Origin of the sequence: Rhizobium subbaraonis, from assembly GCF_900220975.1 — a bacterium.
In the GTDB taxonomy this organism is placed as follows: Bacteria; Pseudomonadota; Alphaproteobacteria; order Rhizobiales; family Rhizobiaceae; genus Mycoplana; species Mycoplana subbaraonis.
Genome location: NZ_OBQD01000001.1, coordinates 100,709 through 119,773, shown reverse-complemented (window position 1 = coordinate 119,773; position 19,065 = coordinate 100,709). Strand labels below are relative to the sequence as shown.

General features: G+C 64.3%; 16 protein-coding genes. 9 read left to right on the top strand and 7 right to left on the bottom strand.

The features are described 5' to 3' along the window. Positions 1–22: 22 nt before the first annotated feature. Complete coding sequence (locus CRO48_RS00505) at positions 23–1,300, bottom strand: DUF3422 family protein (RefSeq protein ID WP_097135381.1); 1,278 nt, start codon at positions 1,298–1,300, stop codon at positions 23–25. A 142-nt stretch (positions 1,301–1,442) separates the two neighbouring features. On the opposite strand from CRO48_RS00505, the gene CRO48_RS00500 reads away from it, so the two are divergent. The 6 genes from CRO48_RS00500 (at position 1,443) to CRO48_RS00475 (ending at position 7,796) form a co-directional block, all read left to right on the top strand. After that, the gene (locus tag CRO48_RS00500; protein ID WP_097135378.1) at positions 1,443–2,252 is read left to right on the top strand and encodes a FadR/GntR family transcriptional regulator; all 810 of its coding nucleotides are present in this window, start codon (positions 1,443–1,445) and stop codon (positions 2,250–2,252) included. 135 nt (positions 2,253–2,387) lie between these two features. Further along, positions 2,388–2,909, top strand: a complete 522-nt coding sequence (locus CRO48_RS00495; RefSeq protein WP_407071877.1) for an NUDIX hydrolase — start codon at positions 2,388–2,390, stop codon at positions 2,907–2,909. 64 nt (positions 2,910–2,973) lie between these two features. Beyond that, positions 2,974–4,482, top strand: a complete 1,509-nt coding sequence (locus tag CRO48_RS00490; protein ID WP_097135376.1) for an inorganic phosphate transporter — start codon at positions 2,974–2,976, stop codon at positions 4,480–4,482. Between the two features lie 11 nt (positions 4,483–4,493). Then, on the top strand, positions 4,494–5,231 hold the full coding sequence (locus CRO48_RS00485; RefSeq protein WP_097135374.1) for a 16S rRNA (uracil(1498)-N(3))-methyltransferase: 738 nt from the start codon (positions 4,494–4,496) through the stop codon (positions 5,229–5,231). A 183-nt stretch (positions 5,232–5,414) separates the two neighbouring features. Further along, positions 5,415–6,788 carry a glutamate--cysteine ligase gene (locus CRO48_RS00480; RefSeq protein WP_097135372.1) on the top strand — a complete coding sequence of 458 codons (1,374 nt, stop codon included), beginning with the start codon at positions 5,415–5,417 and terminating at the stop codon, positions 6,786–6,788. 126 nt (positions 6,789–6,914) lie between these two features. Beyond that, on the top strand, positions 6,915–7,796 hold the full coding sequence (locus tag CRO48_RS00475; protein WP_097135370.1) for a DUF937 domain-containing protein: 882 nt from the start codon (positions 6,915–6,917) through the stop codon (positions 7,794–7,796). Between the two features lie 99 nt (positions 7,797–7,895). Here the strand turns inward: CRO48_RS00475 and CRO48_RS00470 are convergent, their stop codons facing one another. Next, entirely contained in the window at positions 7,896–8,192 is a 297-nt protein-coding gene (locus CRO48_RS00470; RefSeq protein WP_097135368.1) for a DUF1127 domain-containing protein, read from the bottom strand. A gap of 269 nt (positions 8,193–8,461) precedes the next feature. Here CRO48_RS00470 and CRO48_RS00465 point away from each other — a divergent pair, with 269 nt between their 5' ends. Next, positions 8,462–9,415 (top strand): LysR substrate-binding domain-containing protein, encoded by a 954-nt coding sequence (locus CRO48_RS00465; protein WP_097135366.1) that lies wholly within the window; start codon positions 8,462–8,464, stop codon positions 9,413–9,415. A 263-nt stretch (positions 9,416–9,678) separates the two neighbouring features. Here CRO48_RS00465 and katA read toward each other — a convergent pair whose 3' ends face one another. Then, complete coding sequence (gene katA / locus CRO48_RS00460; protein WP_097135364.1) at positions 9,679–11,163, bottom strand: catalase KatA; 1,485 nt, start codon at positions 11,161–11,163, stop codon at positions 9,679–9,681. 197 nt (positions 11,164–11,360) lie between these two features. Here katA and CRO48_RS00455 point away from each other — a divergent pair, with 197 nt between their 5' ends. Next, entirely contained in the window at positions 11,361–12,272 is a 912-nt protein-coding gene (locus tag CRO48_RS00455) for a hydrogen peroxide-inducible genes activator (protein WP_097135362.1), read from the top strand. Positions 12,273–12,342: 70 nt separating this feature from the next. Here CRO48_RS00455 and CRO48_RS00450 read toward each other — a convergent pair whose 3' ends face one another. From CRO48_RS00450 to CRO48_RS00435, 4 genes are all read right to left on the bottom strand, one after another. Beyond that, positions 12,343–13,221 (bottom strand): dienelactone hydrolase family protein, encoded by an 879-nt coding sequence (locus CRO48_RS00450; RefSeq protein WP_097135360.1) that lies wholly within the window; start codon positions 13,219–13,221, stop codon positions 12,343–12,345. A 162-nt stretch (positions 13,222–13,383) separates the two neighbouring features. Further along, a complete protein-coding gene (adhP, locus tag CRO48_RS00445) occupies positions 13,384–14,418 on the bottom strand; it encodes an alcohol dehydrogenase AdhP (protein ID WP_097135358.1) in 1,035 nt (344 codons plus the stop codon). A gap of 267 nt (positions 14,419–14,685) precedes the next feature. Then, complete coding sequence (gene guaB, locus CRO48_RS00440) at positions 14,686–16,185, bottom strand: IMP dehydrogenase (RefSeq protein ID WP_097135355.1); 1,500 nt, start codon at positions 16,183–16,185, stop codon at positions 14,686–14,688. Positions 16,186–16,381: 196 nt separating this feature from the next. After that, the gene (locus tag CRO48_RS00435) at positions 16,382–17,368 is read right to left on the bottom strand and encodes an MBL fold metallo-hydrolase (RefSeq protein WP_176526607.1); all 987 of its coding nucleotides are present in this window, start codon (positions 17,366–17,368) and stop codon (positions 16,382–16,384) included. 264 nt (positions 17,369–17,632) lie between these two features. On the opposite strand from CRO48_RS00435, the gene CRO48_RS00430 reads away from it, so the two are divergent. Next, complete coding sequence (locus CRO48_RS00430; RefSeq protein WP_097135350.1) at positions 17,633–19,042, top strand: MFS transporter; 1,410 nt, start codon at positions 17,633–17,635, stop codon at positions 19,040–19,042. Positions 19,043–19,065: the final 23 nt, after the last annotated feature.

Sequence of the window (19,065 nt, the reverse complement as noted above, 5' to 3'; positions counted from 1 at the left end):
GGCTCCAAGCGGCGGACCGGGCTCAGTGGGCATCCTCTTCCGCATGCTTGCGCCGGATGGCGCGCACCAGCAGCCACATTCCGATCACCACCACGGGGACCGACAGGCCGGTCAGCGTTTCCGGCTTGATTGGCAGGCCGAGGCCGTGCGCCGCCTTCGCCAGATAGCCGAACAGGCCGACGACGTAGTAAGAGATCGCGGCGACCGACAACCCCTCCACCGTCTGCTGCAGGCGCAGCTGCAGCTTGGCGCGCCGGTCCATCGAATTCAGCAAAGTCGCATTCAGCTGCTCAAGCTCGACGTCGATCCAGCTTCGCAGAAGCGCGGTCGCGCGGGCAAGCTTGCGCGAAAGGTTGGCCTGCCGCTCCTCCACCGACTGGCAGGTGCGCATGGCGGGCGCCAGCCGGCGCTCCAGGAAGAAGCCGAGCGTCTCGTAGCCCGGCGTGGCGACTTCGGCGAGCGTGCGCACGCGTTCCTGGACGATGCCGTAATAGGCGCGGCTGGCGCCAAACCGATAGAGGCTGAGGGCGGCGTTGGCCTCCAGCTCGGCAGCGAGCCGCGTGATCTCGGCCAGCATCGCATCCGCCTCTTCGCGGGCGTGCTGCTTCATGCGCTGGGTGACGGCGGTCAGTCCGTCCTCGATGCGGCGGATTTCCGGCCACAGCGACTGGGCAAGCGGCAGCCCCATCATCGCAAGCGTGCGATAGGTCTCGATGTCCAGCAGGCGCTGGACCAGTGCGCCACGGCCCGCCTCGCTCATGCCCCGGTCGATGACGAGGATCTGCGTCAGCCCATCGCCGTTCTGGCGGAAGTCGGTGACGATGACCGCCTGCCCGTCCTTCACCTCGCTGTAGCAGAGGCTGGTCGGATCGAAGACAGAGATCGCGTCCCGCGTCTGCGGCGTATCCGGGCGGATTTCCAGGCGGATGCCGGAGATCAGCGTGCCGGGCGGCGAAAAGCTGTCGCCGAAGGGATGCACCGGCACCACGTCGCCGAACCGCTCCGGCACCGGGCAATCCCAGAAATAGGTCGAGAACTCGGTGTGCCTCTCCCAGCGCAGCGTGCCCTGTCCCCAGCTCATTGCGTGATGGCTGGCGTCGCGGGCCGGCGGCGACACCCCGCGCGAGCGCGACATGTCCGCCAGAACCGCATGGTCCACCGTCGATCCGCCTTCGGTGAGGAAGGCGAGCTGGAAGATGACGCGCGGCGACGGCACCAGGGTATAGGGCCTTGCGTGTATCTCGCCCAGCGCCTGGGCGCGCTGCGCCGCTGGCGGAAAAGCAAAGCTTCCCTTGGTCATGCCTTATTGTCCCCTCTCGGCATCGTCTGTCGTTTGTTTAGCAAACCGCAATTCGAGAAGGAAACGGCGCTTTGACGCATCCAGAGATATTCCTGCTGGACAAGTTTATTGACCAGTCATTCCCGGCTGCTATCTTTCACGCATGGAGACCTCTTCTGCACGCCACGACCTGGACCTGTTCGCCCGCGTCAGCCACGGCCGCACGGCGGACGAAGTGGTGCGCCAGATCGAGCTATTGCTGCTGGAAGGCGTGCTGCGGGACGGCGACCGGCTGCCCGGCGAACGGGAGCTGTCGCAGCGCTTCGACGTGTCGCGCCCCATCCTGCGCGAGGCGCTTAAGGAACTGGAGACGCGCGGCCTGCTCGTCAGCCATCATGGCGGCGGCACTTACGTTGCCGACATCATCGGCCAGGTCTTTTCGCGCCCGGTCGTCGAGCTGATCGCGCGCCACCAGCGCGCCACCGTCGACTACCTCGAATACCGGCGGGCGCTGGAGGCCATCACGGCGGAACTGGCAGCACAGCGCGCCACCGACATCGACCGGCAGGTGCTCAAGGGCATCGTCGAGGACATGCGCCGTGCCCATGCGAGCGGCCGTTTCGAAGACGAGCTTGCGGCGGACGTCGACTTTCACAACGCCATCGGCGAGGCCGCCCACAACATCATCCTGCTGCACACGCTGCGCTCGTGCTACCGGCTTCTGGAACAGGGCATCTTCTTTCACCGGCACCTGGTCTTCGCCTCCGATCATGCCCGCAGCCAGCTTCTGTCCCAGCACGAAGCGATCTGCGCGGCGATCGTGCGCGGCGATCGTGCCGCCGCCCGGGCCGCCGCGGAGGCCCATATCGACCATATCGGCGAGGCCATCCGCGAGGCGGAGCGCACCGGCGAGTGGCAGCGGATCTCGCAACTGAGGATGCAGCAGCGCAACGCTGCGGGAAAAAGCGAATAGCCCGCGCCGTTTTTTCCCCCTTTTTCCTGTCTATCGCAAATCAGGACTTGAGCGCGGCGTTTACAGGCCCGCAAATGCGCTCATACTTCGGCCATCCTGCTTCAACGAATCAGCCTGACAAACGGCTGGAAGGGAATGAAGAAAAAAGTGAGCTTTGTGCAACGTATCGCCAGCGACGTGCGACTGATGTTCCGGCGGCCCGCGCGCATGCAATATTCAGCGCTCTGCTACCGCTACAAGAAGAAGCGCGGCCAGATCGAAGTGCTGGTCATCACGAGCCGCGACACGGGCCGGTGGGTGATCCCCAAGGGCTGGCCGATGGATGGCAAGCCCGCCTGGGCAGTGGCCGAGCGGGAGGCCTACGAGGAGGCCGGCGTCAAGGGTACCGTCCACCAGGAAGCGATCGGCCATTACATGTACGACAAGGGAATTTCCAAGGGGCTGTCGGTTCCCTGCAAGGTCAACGTCTACGCGCTGGAAGTGGACGACCTGTCCAAGAACTTTCCCGAAAAGGGCCAGCGCAAGCTCGAATGGGTCACCTGCACGGAGGCTGCCGCTCGCGTGGCGGAACCGGGCCTCAAGCAGCTTATCCTCCAGTTCGAGGAAGCCTGGCAGGCGGCGCAGCCGCTCCCCGCCACGAAAAAAGCTTCGGCGTGAACCTTATACGCGTATTGCTCTCGCGGTCCTGAGGCATTAGTGCACCGTGACCTTGGAGCACTCCATGCAGAATTCCCCCAAACGGCTGACAAAACCGACGCTTGACAAGGACCTCGACAAGCTGACGCGTGTCGAGGAGGCGACGCATTTCGTCTCGCGCGGCCTCGTTGCGCCCGGCATCGGGATGATCTTCCTAGCGCTTGCGATGATCATGGCCGGCTCGTACGTCATCGACCAGCCGGGGGCTGCCATCATCGTCGCCGGCGCGGCACTCGCCGCCTACATGGCGATGAACATCGGTGCGAACGACGTCGCGAACAATGTCAGCCCCGCCGTGGGCTCCCGCGCGCTCACCATGGGTGCTGCGCTGGTCATCGCGGCGATCTTCGAGACGCTCGGGGCGATGATCGCGGGGCAAAATGTCGTCGCAACGATTTCGGAAGGCATCATCCCGCCCTCGTCGATGCCGGCGTCGACGCTCATCTGGGCCATGCTGGCCGCATTGCTGGCTGCTGCGGGCTGGATCAACATCGCCACACGCCTGGGCGCACCGATCTCGACGACGCACGCCATCGTCGGCGCCGTCATGGGCGCGGGCATTGCGGCCGCCGGGCCCACTTCGGTCGATTGGGCGCTGATGTCCGGCATCGCCACGAGCTGGGTCGTCTCGCCGCTGCTGGGCGGCATGATCGCCGCGCTGTTCCTCTTCTTCATCAAGGAAACGATCGTCTACCGCGACGACAAGATCGTCGCGGCACGGCGCTGGGTTCCGGTGCTGATCGGCCTGATGACCGGCAGCTTCGCCGCCTATCTCCTGATCAGCCCACTGGCGCACATGACGGATCTCGGCCTTGGCCAATCACTGCTCATCGGCCTTGCCGCCGGCGGGCTCGTCTATGCGGTAAGCATTCCCTACATCGCCCGCCAGTCGATCGGGCTTGAGAACCGCAACCAGTCGCTTCGCACGCTCTTTCGCGTGCCGCTGATCTTTTCCGCCGTCCTGCTCTCCTTCGCCCACGGCGCCAACGACGTTTCGAACGCGATCGGGCCGCTGGCGGCGATCGTTCATGCGACGGACAACCTGCAGGCGGCAAGCGGCGACGGCCTGCCGCGATGGGTGATGCTGATCGGCGCGTTCGGCATCGCCATCGGCCTCTTGCTGTTCGGGCCGAAGCTGATCGACATCGTCGGCAAGGACATCACCAAGCTCAATCCGATGCGGGCCTACTGCGTCGCCCTTTCGGCCGCCGTCACGGTACTCGTCGCAACCGCGCTCGGCATGCCGGTGAGCTCGACGCATGTTGCCGTCGGCTCCGTCTTCGGCGTCGGCTTCTTCCGCGAATGGTACACCTCTCGCTCACGGCGGCGCCTGGACTACATCCGCAAGCGCGGCGGCATGATCGCTGTCGCAAGCGAGGAGCCGGAAGACTACAATCCCGAGGAAACCCGGCGACGCCGCCTGGTGCGCCGGTCGCATTTCATGACCATCATCGCCGCATGGATCATCACGGTGCCGCTGACCGCAATGTCGGGGGCAATCGTGTTCAGCATCCTCAACGCGCTCTTTGGCTGACGGAATACACAATGCGCGCCAACTACCGCATGCAACGCCTGTTCGTCGAAGCCGATCTCGCTGCCGGCAGCGCCTTCGAGGTGTCGAAGGACCAGTTCCACTATCTCGCCAACGTGCTGAGGCTGGAGGACGGATCGGAACTGCTGGTCTTCAACGGCCGCGACGGCGAATGGACGGCCACGGTCTCCTATCCGACCCGAAAACGCCTGCTGCTGACTGCCACTGGGCAAGTGCGGCCGCAGCCCGCGGCCTGCGACCTGCACTACCTCTTTGCGCCATTGAAGGTGGGCAGGCTCGACTATCTCGTCCAGAAGGCGGTGGAGATGGGCGCCGGCGTGCTGCAGCCGGTCATGACGCAACACGTGCAGGGCAAGATCACCAGCATCGAGCGGATCGAGGCGAACGTCGTGGAAGCGGCCGAGCAATGCGGCATCCTCTCCATTCCTGCCGTGGCCGCGCCGAGAAAACTGGAGGACCTGCTTGAGGACTGGCCGCAGGATCGCCGCCTCATCTTCTGTGACGAGGGGCACGACAGCCAGAACCCGCTTTCCGCGCTCAAGGCGGTCACCGAACGCAAGCTTGCCCTTCTTGTCGGTCCGGAAGGCGGCTTTTCCGACGCAGAACGAACATTGCTGCGCGGATTGCCATTCGTGACCGCGATTCCGCTCGGCCCACGCATCCTGCGGGCCGATACGGCCGCCGTCGCCGCGATGGCGGTGATCCAGGCGACCATTGGCGACTGGAAATAACTACCGGATGCCGCCTGGAAATGGCCCGCGGACCGGCTGCGACAAAGGCTGGTCCGCGAACGGCGTTTCTGTTTTTTTGAAGGTATCTTGAAAGAAATTTGCTTGCACCGCACTTAATTACGGTTCAAGCACCCTCACCTGCCTGACCTTCCGGTCCGGTTCCACCTCTTTAAGAAGACGCCCATGGCTCGCGATACCACCGACCAGACGCCGGTTCGCTCGACGGCGGAAATGACCGACTATCTCGCTTCCGGCTGCAAGCCGAAGGCAGATTTCCGCATCGGCACGGAGCATGAGAAGTTCGTCTTCTTCACCGCCGATCACACTCCCGTTCCCTATTTCGGCGAACGCAGCATCTCGGCACTTTTGAACGGCATGCAGGCCAAGACCGGCTGGGAGCCGATCATGGACGGCGACAACATCATCGGGCTCGCGGGCCCCTCCGGCGCCGGCGCGATCTCGCTGGAGCCGGGCGGCCAGTTCGAGCTTTCCGGCGCGCCGCTCGAAAACCTGCACCAGACCTGCAAGGAATCCAACCAGCATCTGGCGACGCTGCGCGAGATCGCCGAACCGCTCGGCATCCGCTTCCTCGGCATGGGCGGCAGCCCGAAGTGGACGCTGGCAGAGACGCCGGTGATGCCCAAGTCGCGCTACGAGATCATGACGCGCTACATGCCGAAGGTCGGCCGCCACGGCCTGGACATGATGTACCGCACCTGCACGATCCAGGTGAACCTCGACTTCGCCTCCGAAGAAGACATGCGCCGCAAGATGCAGGTGTCGCTGAAGCTGCAAGCGCTCGCCACCGCGCTCTTCGCCTCGTCTCCCTTTACCGACGGCAAGCCGAACGGCCTGCTTTCCTGGCGCGGCGAGATCTGGCGCGACACCGACAACAACCGTTCCGGCCTCATCCCCTTCGCCTTCGCCGCCGATTTCGGCTTCGAGAACTACGTCGAGTGGGCGCTGGACGTGCCGATGTACTTCGTCGTGCGCGACGGCAAGTATCACGACTGCACGCATGTCACCTTCCGCCAGTTCATGGCGGGCGCCCTGAAGGGCGAGATCGCCGACTGGGAGCCCAATATGGGCGACTGGACCAACCACCTCTCGACGCTGTTTCCGGACGTGCGGCTGAAGCGTTTCCTGGAAATGCGCGGCGCCGATGGCGGCCCCTGGCGGCGCATCTGTGCGCTGCCGGCCTTCTGGGTCGGGCTGCTTTACGACGACACCGCACTTCTCGCCGCCGAAGACCTGACGCGCGACTGGACCGTCGAGGAGGTCTCGGCCCTTCGCGATGCCGTCCCCGCGCAAGGGCTGAACGCGCGCCATCGCGGCCTGTCGCTGTGGGACATCGCCCGCGAGGTGATTTCGATCTCCCGTTCCGGCCTTTCGGCGCGAAACCGGCTGAACGGAGACGGCGTGGACGAAACGATCTTTCTCTCGCCGCTGGACGAGGTTCTGGCCAAGAAGTCGACGCTCGCCGAAGACATGCTCGCCCGCTACAACGGCCGCTGGAACAGTTCGGTCGAGCCGGTCTTCACCGACTATCAGTACTGAGGTCGCTGCGACCGGGCTGCCTCAAGAATCCGGTTCCAGTCATCTCCGTTGTCGTTATAGTGCAAGGACATGCATCTGCATGTGCCGGGGCGCGAACCCGCCCGCACAATGACGAAAGGATCGGCTATGATCGCACTGTACGATTTGATGCTGAAGGCCCAGAACGGCAGTGCTCTGGACGTGATGGCAAAGCAGTTCGGGCTGGCGCAGAAACAGGCGAACGAGGCAATCTCGGCGCTGATGCCGGCGTTTTCCGAAGGCATGAAGCGCAGCACGATGAACCCGTACGATTTCGGCGGCTTCATGAAGGCGCTATCTTCGGGTGATCACGTCAAATATTTCGAGGACGTGACGAAGGCCTTCAGCCCCAAGGGCATCGAGGCGGGCAACGACCTGCTCGGCCAGTTCTTCGGCTCCAAGGACGTGTCGCGGGCGATCGCCGCCCAGGCCGCGCAGATGACGGGCATCGGCCAGGAAATCTACAAGCAGATGCTGCCCGTCGTCGCCAACACGCTGATGGGCGGATTGTTTAAGCAATCCATGGCGCCGTTCCTCGGGGCCACGCAGCCGGGCATGGACAATCCCTGGGCCGCCGCCATGCAACAATGGATGGAAGCGACCGGCATGGCGAAGAAGCCCGAACCCCAGGGCGTCCCCTTCGCCAACCCGTTCGACAATCCCTTCACGCAGGCGTTCTTCGGAACGGGGGGCGAGAAGAAGGCACCGCAGGATCCCTTTGCGGACAATCCTTTCGCAAAGGCGTTTTCCGACATGATGACGGCGATGAGCGGCGGAAAAGCCGAAGGCCCGCCCACGCCCGAGAAGGGCACAACACCGGCCGATTCGTTGACGAGCTTCGTCAACACCCTGTTCGATGCGGGGCTGGAGATGCAGAAGGACTATCAGAAGAACATCGAAAACATCTTCAACACGATGAGCAAGACGCCGGAGAGCGACGCTACGCCGAAGGCGGATCCGAAGAAGGGCGCGCCCGACATCGACAAATAGCCCGGCCAACAAAAAAACCCGGCGGGACCGCGAACGGTCACACGCCGGGCAAGCGGCAGGGTTATTGGCTCTCACCCTGCGGGGAAGCTGGGAACGGCCTCAGTCGCGGCGACCGTTCCGGAGGTAGCGTTGCGCGCGCTCGCGCGATGCGATCGTCAGATGCAGGCCGGGATCGGCAAAGAACGTCGACGTCAGCGCGTCCTTCACGTCCGAGCGTTCGAGCCCGATGTCGCGCAGCTGCCAGTCGTCGAGATCGTGAAGCCGGTTCACGGCGGCACGGTTTCGCCATGTACGCATTGCACGGACGGCAAACTGGAAAAGGCGGGAGGGCAGCGACGGAGCGCTTCCGCGCGCGGCGGCAATATCGAGGTCTATGCGGCTGTCGATGGTGCGCATGGCATTTTCTCCTTTCCGGTGCGCCGCGCCCATCGGGCAATTGCGCACGCATGATGTGTTCGCCGGCCGCGGATCGGCAGGCGTCAAAAGGTTTAGGTCTTCTCAAATAAGGCCCATCCCGGCTGGAGGCCGTACGGGATGGTAATGTCCCCAAGATGCCCGTCACTGAGGTGATGTTCATCTTGCTGGCCCTTTGTCGCAAAATGACATTGATCAGTCCAACGAATGTTTTTAATAGTATCTATCAAACACTCTGATGGAAAACCGCCATGTCCGCTCCGCTAGACATCGATCAGTTGCAGACCTTCGTTGCAATCGCCGATACCGGATCCTTCACGAAGGCCGCGGACCGCGTCTTCAAGACCCAGTCCGCCGTCTCCATGCAGATGCGCCGGCTGGAGGAACGCATCGGCAAGCAACTGTTCATGAAGGACGGCCGCGGCAATCGCCTGACCGCGGAAGGGGAGCGGCTGCTCAACTTCGCACGGCGGATGATCCGCCTCAACAACGAGGCGATCGCGGCCTTCGACGACAACCGTCTCGAAGGTACCCTGCGCATCGGCACGCCCGACGACTATGCCGACCGCTACATGCCCGAAATCATCATGAGGTTTGCCAAGACGCATCCCAATGTCGAGCTCTACATCGTCTGCGAGCCTTCCGTGGATCTGGCTGAAAAGATGAACAAGGGCGAACTGGACATCGCGCTCGTGACGCACAATCCGCGGCTTCGCCATTCAGACGTGGTCCGGACGGAGCCGCTTTGCTGGGTCATGTCCGCAAACCACCCTCTGCCGGAAAATGCGCCGGTGCCGCTGGCCGTCGGCCGGCGCGACTGTCAGTGGCGGCAGATCGCCTGCGCCGCGCTCGATTCGGTGGGGCGCGAATACCAGGTTCTGTTCACGAGCTGGTCGTCGACGGTCGTCGCTGCCGCCGTCATGGCCGGAATGGCTGTCTCGGTGCTGCCGGAATCAGCGCTGCGGCCGGGCATGCGCGTGCTGACGCAGGCCGACGGTTTCCCACCGCTGGCGCCGGTGCAGATCGGCATCATGAAGCGCGCGGGCCTGTCGACGTCGCTGATGAACGCCATCACCAGCCACATTACCGCCTGTCTCGACAACATTTCCCCACTTGCCGTCAACGACGACCTGCCCGATGCCGAGGTCAAGACCTTCCCGCGCCTGCCGCGGCTGCGGCCGGGGCACATCCTGCCGGGCTGGTAGGCGGCGGCAAACGCCGCCCGACGGCACCTTGACCCTGGCCGTATCAGGCAGACCGGCATGGCCGGCATATGCCTTTCGCAACATCCCACGACACGCAACATGCAAAAGCCGGGCTTATCGCCCGGCTTTCTCCTGCCTCACTTCCACGCTCGTCGGACGAAGCGCGGCGCCTGTCAAAGGATCACGCGACGCGCTTTGCCGCTTTCTTGCGCATGTCGTTGTCGCAAAACCGCGGCACACTTTTGCGCGACATGCCTGCGGATCTACTCAGCCGCCGTGCTGATCGTGTCGGCCTCGTAGCCGTGTGCGGTTTTCAGCGCGGCGCGGACGCCGGCCTCATAGTCCGGATGGACCTGCCTGTAGTGGGCCATCTGGCGCTCGATGATGGCGCCCGGTACCCCGCCCATTGCCGCGGCGATGTTCGAGAACAGGCGCGCCTTCTGCTCGTCGTTGAACAGATTGAAGAGCGCGCGCGGCTGCGAATAGTCGTCATTGCCGATGCGGTGGTTGTAGCGGTCCATGTCGCCCGAGACCTTCAGCGGCGGCTCCTTGGCCGACGGCAGCTCGGCGGCCGACCCCGAGACCGAGTTCGGCTCGTAGTAGGCGTCGACGTTGCCGGTCTTCTGGCCGAAGAAGTTCATCTGCCCGTCCTTGTGGTAGTGATGGACGGGACAGCGCGGGGCGTTGACCGGCAGCGCCTCATAGTGCGTGCCGAGCCGGTGGCGGTGGGCGTCGGCATAGGAGAAGACGCGCGCCTGCAGCATCTTGTCCGGCGAGTGGCTGATGCCGGGGACGATGTTCGACGGCGAGAAGGCGACCTGCTCGATCTCGGCGAAATAGTTCTCCGGGTTGCGGTTCAGTTCCATGACGCCGATGTCGATCGGCGGATAGTCGCCATGCGGCCAGACCTTGGTCAGGTCGAAGGGGTTGTAGGGCGTCTTGTCCGCATCGGCTTCCGGCATGATCTGCACCTGCACCGTCCAGCGCGGGAACCTGCCCTCCTCGATGGCGCCGAACAGCGCTTCCTGGTAGCCCTCGCGGGTCTTGCCGATGATGCCCTCGGCCACCTCGTTGGTGTAGTGCTCGTGGCCCTGCTGGGTCTTGAAGTGGAACTTCACCCAGAACCGCTCGCCGGCATCGTTCCACAGCGAATAGGTGTGCGAACCGTAGCCGTTCATGTGCATCGGGGTGATCGGCAGGCCGCGGTCGGAGAACAGGATCGTGGTCTGGTGCAGGCTTTCGGGCGACAGCGACCAGAAGTCCCACATCGCGGTCGGCGAACGCAGGTTCGTCTTCGGATGACGCTTTTGCGTGTGGATGAAGTCGGGGAACTTGTAGGGATCGCGGACGAAGAAGACTGGAGTATTGTTGCCTACGAGGTCCCAGTTGCCTTCCTCGGTGTAGAACTTCAGGGCAAAGCCGCGCACGTCGCGCTCGTGGTCGGCCGCGCCCAGTTCGCCTGCGACGGTGGAGAAGCGGGCGATCATCGGCGTCTCGGCGCCCGGCTGCAGGACCTTGGCACGGGTGTATTTCGAAATGTCGCCGGTAATCTTCAGCGTGCCGTAGGCACCCCAGCCCTTGGCATGGACGACGCGTTCGGGAATGCGCTCGCGGTTCTGGTGGGCAAGCTTCTCGAGAAGCTGGTAGTCCTGGATCATCACGCCGCCGCGCGGGCCGGCCGTCAGCGAGTTCTGGTTGTCACTTACCGGCGCGCCGGCCGTGGTGGTCATTGTCGGTCGATCTGACATGGGATCCTCCTGTTTCTCGTCGCATCCATTGCCGAAAGGCTGCCCGGCGAAGCCGCGGCCCTTCCAACCTAGGGCAGCCTTTTGGCATTGCCATGAAGCCCGACCCACTCTGGAATTTTTCTAACAAGTCTTTGTCCCACCGCGCGACGATAATTTCCAATTGTATTTGCATTAATTTTCGATCAGAAAAACCTATCATGATTACCGTTCGTCAAATGCGCTACTTCGATGCGCTCGCCTCCACCCTGCACTTCGGACGGGCGGCAGAGCTTGCCCATGTCAGCCAGCCCGCACTCTCGGCGCAGATCCTCGAAATGGAGGCCAATCTCGGCGTCAAGCTTGTCGAGCGCGGGCGCGGCAACACGCTTCTGACCCGCAAGGGCGAGGAGGTGTTGACGCATGTGCGCTCCATCCTGGCCGAACTGGACCGGCTGGAGCAGACGACCCGGCGCAGCGACGGTCTGCTGGGTGGGCTAATGCGGCTCGGGATCATCCCGACGGTGGCGCCCTATCTCGTGCCGCGTCTCGTGCCGCATCTGCGCACCGCCTATCCGGCGATCCAGATCGAACTGCGCGAGGCGGTGACCGACCGCCTCATCGCCGATCTCTCCGAGGGTCGGCTCGACCTCGTGATCGTGGCACTGCCGATCGAGAGCGAGGTGATCGCGACGCGTCCGCTCTTCCGCGACCGCTTCTTCATGGCGATGGCGGAGAACGACAGCGAAGTGCTGATGTCGCCGCTCTCCGAGTCCGACGTCGACGTCGACCGGCTACTGCTTCTCGAGGAAGGGCACTGCCTGCGCGACCAGGCGCTTGCGGTCTGCGGAACGGCGGGCAAACGCAGCCTCGTCAATTTCGGCGCGACCTCGATGGCAACGCTGCTCCAGATGGTGTCGCACGACATGGGCATGACGCTGATCCCGGAGATCGCGGTGCCGACCGAGACGCTGCGCAACCCCATCCGCATCGTCCCTTTCGCCGACCCGCAGCCCGCCCGAGAGATCGGGCTGGCCTGGCGGCGGGGGATCCTGCAGGCGGAAGAAACCGATGCCATCGCCGAAGCGGTGTGCGCCTGCGTGGGAGAGCAAGCTGCCGCAACGTTCTCTTGAGGGGATCATCGCATCGGGCTGCTGCGATGATCCATCACTTCCACGCCGCGGCTTACCCTTGGCCAGTGAACTATCCCAGGTTCTTCTTCAGAAACGCCACCGTGCGCTGCCAGGCGAGCTCGGCCGCGGCCTTGTCGTAACGGGCGGCGGAGGTGTCGTTGTTGAAGGCATGGTTGACGCCCTCGTAGACGAAGAGCTCATAGGGCTTGCCGCTGTCGTCCAGCGCCTTTTTGTAGGCATCGATGCCCGCGTTGATGCGCTCGTCGAGGCCGGCATAGTGCAGCATAACGGCAGCCTTGATCTTCGGTACGTCCTCTACCGGCGGCTGGGCGCCGTAATAGGCGACACCGGCCTTCAAGTTGGGATCGGCGACGGCCAGCTGGTTGACCAGCCCTCCGCCCCAGCAGAAGCCGATCGCGCCGACCTTGCCGTTGACCCAGTCGAGTTCGGAGAGATAGGCGACGGTGGCAACCGCATTTTCGACGGTGACGGCGCGATCGAGCTTGCCGAACATCTCGCGCGCCTTGTCCTCGTCTTCCGGCGTTCCACCTTCCAACGACAGAAAATCGGGGGCGAGTGCGACGAAGCCATCCAGCGCCAGGCGGCGGGCGACATCGCGGATATGCGAATTGAGGCCGCGGTTCTCGTGGATGACGATCACGCCGCCGAGCGGTCCGGGCGCATCCTTCAGCCGGGCGATGTAACCCTTCATCTGCCCCTTGGGCGCCGCCCAGCTGACCTCTTCGGTCGTGAGCCGCGAATCGCTTTCGGCGACGATCTGCGCGCTGGCGCTGTTGGCGGCCAGAAGCGGCGCGATGGCAGCAGCGCCGGCTGCCGATCCTGCAAGCGCCGTCAGCCGTTCCATGAAGCGACGGCGGTCGAGCGAGAGGTGAGTATACTCGTCATAGGCGTCGATCATCGCCTGGGTGATCTTCGGCATCCGTTCCATGGTGGCTTCTCCCGTGATCTCCGCACGCGCCCTGCCGGCGCGCCAACACCAACGATCGATGATAGGCGACGGAGAGGCGAATGCCAGCCGGGCATCCTCACGGTTGCGTGATCTTCGGCCACGCCGACCAAGCGCCGGCGTGGCCCGCATGTCATCACGTCATCAGGCGTTCAGGTCCAGCACGATGCGGCCATCGATCTTGCCCTGCTTCATGCGCTCGAAGATGTCGTTGATGTTCTCGATGCTGTCCCAGGAGAAATGCGAGGCGACCTTGCCGTCGCCGGCAAACTGCAGTGCTTCCTCGAGGTCCTGACGGGTCCCGACGATCGATCCGCGCACGGTGATGCGCTTCAGCACCGTGTCGAAGACCGGCAGGGAGATGAAGCCCGGCGGCAGGCCGACCAACGCCATCGTTCCCTTCGAGCGGAGGAAACCATAGGCCTGTTCCATCGCCTTGGGCGAGACGGCCGTCACCAGCGCGCCATGCGCCCCGCCGGTTTCCTTCTGCACCGTCTCGATCGCATCGGCCTTGCGCGCATCGACGACGAGATCCGCGCCGAGGTTCTTGGCGAGCGCCAGCTTGTCCTCGAAGATGTCGGAGGCAACGACGTTCATGCCCATGGCCTTGGCATATTGCACGGCCATGTGCCCCAACCCCCCGATGCCGGAAATGACGACCCACTCGCCCGGCCTGACCTCGGTTTCCTTCAACCCCTTGTAGACCGTGACACCGGCGCAAAGCACGGGCGCGGCGGGGCCGAATTCGAGATTGGCCGGCAGACGGCCGACGAAGGCGGGATCGGCGAGTCCGTACTGGGCAAAGGTGCCGTTGACGGAATAGCCCGTGTTCTGCTGCTCAGCGCAAAGCGTCTCCCAACCGGTGTTGCAATAGCCGCAGCAGCGGCAGGCCGTGTGCAGCCACGGCACGCCGACGCGATCACCTTCCTTGATGAGCCTGGAGTTGACCTTGGAGCCGATCCTCGCGACGTAGCCGACGCCTTCGTGGCCTGGAGTGAAGGGCGGGTTCGGCTTTACCGGCCAGTCGCCGTTGGCCGCATGCAGGTCGGTGTGGCAGACCCCCGTCGCCTCGTACTTGACGAGGATCTGGTCCGGGCCGGGTTCGGGGATGTCGAGCTCCTCGATCACCAGCGGTTTGCCGAACTCCCGCACGACGGCGGCCTTCATCTTGCTTGCCATGGCTCTGCTCCCTTAAGCGCCCGCCCGACGCATGCGGCGTGCAGGCCCTGTCGTTCGGCGCAGCGGATCGACAGGGTGTCGTCCGCGTGCCGGTGGCGCCGCCGATGCTTCCGGCGGACCTGTGAACACTATGGGCAATGTCGGGCGATGGGAAGTTGACCGAGGTCAAGCGGAAGCTATGACTGTCGCAGATATGCGACGGCGGCCGTCGCTCGGATCGACGGCCGCCGTGCGAAAGGTCTGGCGTTCAGGGGCTGGACCTGGCGGTCAGCCGGCTCCACCCGGATAGTTCGGGCTTTCGCGCGTGATCGTCACGTCGTGGGCGTGGCTTTCGCGCAGGCCCGCACCGGAGATACGCACGAAGGTGGCGCGCTCCTGGAACTGCTTGATGTCGGCGCCGCCGACATAGCCCATCGACGCCTTGAGGCCGCCGGCGAGCTGGTGCAGGACGCCGGAGACCGGGCCCTTGTAAGGCACCTGGCCCTCGATGCCTTCCGGCACGAGCTTCAGCGTGTCGCGCACCTCGGCCTGGAAATAGCGGTCGGCGGAGCCGCGCGCCATCGCGCCGACGGAACCCATGCCGCGATAGGCCTTGAAGGAGCGGCCCTGGTAGAGGAACACTTCGCCCGGGCTTTCGTCGGTGCCGGCGAGCAGCGAGCCCACCATGACGGCCGAGGCGCCGGCTGCGATCGCCTTGGCCAGATCGCCGGAGAACTTGATGCCGCCGTCGGCGATCACCGGAACGTCGGCCTGCTGCCCGGCCTCGACTGCCGACATGATGGCGGCGAGCTGCGGCACGCCGACGCCCGCGACGATGCGCGTGGTGCAGATGGAGCCCGGGCCGATGCCGACCTTGACCGCGTCCGCGCCCGCATCGATCAATGCCCTGGTGCCGTCGGCGGTGGCGACGTTGCCGGCCATGATGCGCACCGAGTTGGAAAGCTTCTTCACGCGGCTGACGGCGTCGAGGACGCGCTGGGAATGGCCGTGCGCGGTATCGACGACGAGCAGGTCGACGCCCGCGTCGATCAGCCGCTCGGCGCGCTCGAAGCCGTCGTCACCGACGGAGATTGCGGCGGCGGCGCGCAGGCGCCCCTGCGCATCCTTGGAAGCGTTGGGATTGAGCTGGGACTTCTCGATGTCCTTCACCGTGATCAGGCCGACGCAGCGGGCGTCACCGTCGATCACCAGCAGCTTCTCGATGCGGTGCTTGTGGAGCAGCCGCTTGGCTTCCTGCTGATCGACGCTTTCCTTCACGGTGATAAGGTTTTCCCGCGTCATCAGTTCGTAGATCTTCTGCTTCGGATCCGAAGCGAAGCGCACGTCGCGGTTTGTCAGGATGCCGACGAGGCGGCCGGCAACACCGCTCTTGCCGTTCTCGACGACCGGAATACCGGAGATGCCATGCGCCTTCATCAGCGCCAGCGCCTCGGCCAGCGTTGCGTCGGGGCCGATCGTCACCGGATTGACGACCATGCCGCTCTCGAATTTCTTGACCTGGCGGACTTCCTCGGCCTGTTCGGCCGGGGTGAGGTTGCGATGAATGACGCCAAGGCCGCCGGCCTGGGCCATGGCGATCGCCAGCCGGGCCTCGGTGACGGTGTCCATGGCGGACGACAGGATCGGCAGATTGAGTTCGAAATCCCTGGCGATGCGGGTGGCGATGTTGGTCTGCCCCGGCATGACCTCGGAGTGGCCGGGCTGCAGCAGGACGTCATCGAACGTCAGTGCTTCCAGTCCGGTTGCGGTTTCTATGATGCGCGCCATGGCCAATTTCCTTCGGTGTAAAGGGCTGCGGTCCAAGGGACCTCTTGGGAACGGTCCACCTGGTCGCTTGCAAGATAAGTCTTGGAAGTTGGCGAGGGCTCGTAACACGTTCATGACGGATTGGAAATAGCAAAAACGCCCGGGATCGCTCCCGGGCAAGCTGGCGCCGTTTCTCTTTCTCCCGTCTTTCGACCGGTCAGATGTCGAACTGGTAGGTCATCGGCACGAAGCGGTAGCCCTCGCCCGCCTTTTCAACGAACCCGACTGCCGGAAACGGCATGTGATATCCCATGAAGGCCAACCTGTCGGTGGCGACCATGTCGAACACTCTCTTGCGGGTCGCAGCCGCCGCTGCCTTGTCCATGTCGAACCGCACCTCCCAGTCCGGCCGCTGCAGCGACAGCACGAAGTGGTTGGCGGTATCCGCCGTGAGCATCAGGACCTTGCCGTCCGATTCGATGCGGTAGATCATGTGCCCCGGCGAATGGCCGAAGGCGTTCATGCCGGTGATGCCGGGCACCACCTCGCCGCCGTCCTCGATGAAGGTGATCTTGTCGGCAAGCGGCTTGACCTTGGCGAGCACGCCTTTGTGCCCCTGCTCGGCGCCGGTGCCGACACGATCGGCGCTGACCCAGAAATCGTATTCCGTCCGGCCGGTCACGTAGCGCGCGTTCGGAAAGGCAGGCTTTCCCTGCTCCATCAGGCCGCCGATGTGGTCGCCGTGCATATGCGTCAGCACCACCACGGTTACCTGCTCCGGTGCGTAGCCGACCGCGCGCAGGCCTTCGGCAAGGCGGCCGAGGCCGTTCTCACGGCCGCCCTCGCCCATCCCGGTGTCGAACAGGACGAGCTGCGAGCCGGTGTCGACGATGGTCGGCGTGAAACTGTTGACGAAGCTGTCGGCAGGCAGGAAGTTCTCGGTCAGCAAAGCGCCGACGGTATCGGCCGACTGGTTCGTGCCGAACGTCTCGTTCGGCACGCCGGAAGCGCGCATGCCGTCGCGCACCGCGGTGACGCGGAACCCGCCGAGCTTGAAGCTGCGGGCCTCGACTGGCGAAATGGTCATGTCGGTCTTGGTCTCCGAAGCAGCGCGTACAATGCTGCCGTTCATGATGAAGGGTGCTGCCAGCGTGCCAATGCCGGCCGTATAGAACAAGGACCTGCGTGAAATATTCATGGTCACGGCACCTCCCGCAAGAGTGAACACAGAACTGTGGTCGCGGCGCCAACAACGCGCCGACGGCTCGCGAACATTGCATGGCTGCAGGCCGAAAGGCGGTCACGAATGCAACCTTTCGCATCACGGGTTTGTGAGAACACGCACCGCTGGCGGATTTGACAGATCCCGACGGGAGGCGCACAAGCGGCAGGCCGGAACGAAACCGGGCGTTGCCCGTTCACAATCCAGTCCTCCGGCGTTCCCGCCGGCCCGTCCACGTTCATCGCCATGAATCGCATCGTTCCCCTGATCCTTGCCGTCGCGCTCTTCATGGAGCAGATGGATTCCACCGTGATCGCCACGTCGTTGCCGGCGATCGCCCACGACCTCAATGTCGGGCCGATCACGCTGAAACTGGCGCTGACGGCCTACATGGTGTCGCTTGCCATCTTCATCCCGCTTTCCGGCTGGATGGCGGACCGGTTCGGCGCCAAGCGCGTCTTCCGGCTGGCGATCCTCGTCTTCATTATCGGCTCGATCCTCTGCGCGGTTGCCGACGGCCTCATCTTTTTCGTCGTCGCCCGCTTCATCCAGGGCATGGGCGGGGCGATGATGACGCCGGTGGCCCGCCTCGTGCTCGTGCGCAGCACCTCGCGCAGCGAACTCGTATCTGCCATGGCCATGCTGACGATACCCGCCCTTGTCGGACCACTCGCAGGCCCGCCGCTCGGCGGCTTCATCACCACCTATTTCACCTGGCACTGGATCTTCCTGATCAACGTTCCGGTCGGCATCCTCGGCTATGTGCTGTCGGGAATCTATCTGCCCGACATCCACTCCGCGCCACCCGGGCCGCTGGACCTCAAAGGGTTCGTGCTCGGGGCGATCGCCGCAGGCGGCACGATGTTCGGCCTTTCCGTCATCAGCCTGCCCGCCCTGCCGCCCGCCGTCGGCGTGGTGTCGACGCTATCAGGGCTTCTGGCCGGCTGGCTCTACGTGCGGCACGCGAAAAGGCATCCCTCGCCGCTGCTCGACCTGAAGCTCTTCGGCGACAGCGCCTTCAGGGCGGCTGCCATCGGCGGGACGCTGTTTCGCATCTCGATCGGCGCCATCCCCTTCCTCATGCCGCTGATGCTGCAGGTCGGCTTTGGTCTTTCGCCCTTCCAGTCGGGCATGATCACCTTCACCGGTGCGATCGGCGCGATCACGACGAAGTTCATCGCCAAGCGCGTGCTTTCGCTTGCCGGCTTCCGCACCACGCTGATCATCGCCAGCCTCAGCGGCGCGGTCTTCACCGCCGTCAATGCGCTGTTCACGCCCCAGACGCCGGTGTGGATCATCTCGCTCATTCTGCTTGCCGCCGGCTTCGTCCGCTCGTTCTTCTTCACCGGCGTAAACGCGCTGTCCTTCGCCGACATCGCCGACAGCGATGCCAGCAAGGCGACCTCGATGAGTGCGGTGCTGCAACAGATGAGCCTGGCGCTGGGCGTCGCCATCGCCGGCACCATTCTGGAGATCGAGACGACGATTTCCGGCACGCAGCTGAGCCTTGAGGACTTCCACCTCGCCTTCATCATCATTTCGGTGCTGACACTTGCGGCGGTCGTGCCCTTCCTGACCATGGCCAAGAGCGCCGGCGCCTCGGTATCGGGACACCGGCTGATACAGAAGAACGAGGAAGTCACCGCCGTCAAATAGGCGCTATCGGCCCTGTCGCTGCC

Coding starts and splice junctions, on each gene's coding strand:
- CRO48_RS00505 (WP_097135381.1), bottom strand. CDS start 1,300: ATGACCAAGGGAAGCTTTGCTTTTCCGCCAGCGGCGCAGCGCGCCCAG.
- CRO48_RS00500 (WP_097135378.1), top strand. CDS start 1,443: ATGGAGACCTCTTCTGCACGCCACGACCTGGACCTGTTCGCCCGCGTC.
- CRO48_RS00495 (WP_407071877.1), top strand. CDS start 2,388: ATGAAGAAAAAAGTGAGCTTTGTGCAACGTATCGCCAGCGACGTGCGA.
- CRO48_RS00490 (WP_097135376.1), top strand. CDS start 2,974: ATGCAGAATTCCCCCAAACGGCTGACAAAACCGACGCTTGACAAGGAC.
- CRO48_RS00485 (WP_097135374.1), top strand. CDS start 4,494: ATGCGCGCCAACTACCGCATGCAACGCCTGTTCGTCGAAGCCGATCTC.
- CRO48_RS00480 (WP_097135372.1), top strand. CDS start 5,415: ATGGCTCGCGATACCACCGACCAGACGCCGGTTCGCTCGACGGCGGAA.
- CRO48_RS00475 (WP_097135370.1), top strand. CDS start 6,915: ATGATCGCACTGTACGATTTGATGCTGAAGGCCCAGAACGGCAGTGCT.
- CRO48_RS00470 (WP_097135368.1), bottom strand. CDS start 8,192: ATGCGCACCATCGACAGCCGCATAGACCTCGATATTGCCGCCGCGCGC.
- CRO48_RS00465 (WP_097135366.1), top strand. CDS start 8,462: ATGTCCGCTCCGCTAGACATCGATCAGTTGCAGACCTTCGTTGCAATC.
- katA (WP_097135364.1), bottom strand. CDS start 11,163: ATGTCAGATCGACCGACAATGACCACCACGGCCGGCGCGCCGGTAAGT.
- CRO48_RS00455 (WP_097135362.1), top strand. CDS start 11,361: ATGATTACCGTTCGTCAAATGCGCTACTTCGATGCGCTCGCCTCCACC.
- CRO48_RS00450 (WP_097135360.1), bottom strand. CDS start 13,221: ATGGAACGGATGCCGAAGATCACCCAGGCGATGATCGACGCCTATGAC.
- adhP (WP_097135358.1), bottom strand. CDS start 14,418: ATGGCAAGCAAGATGAAGGCCGCCGTCGTGCGGGAGTTCGGCAAACCG.
- guaB (WP_097135355.1), bottom strand. CDS start 16,185: ATGGCGCGCATCATAGAAACCGCAACCGGACTGGAAGCACTGACGTTC.
- CRO48_RS00430 (WP_097135350.1), top strand. CDS start 17,633: ATGAATCGCATCGTTCCCCTGATCCTTGCCGTCGCGCTCTTCATGGAG.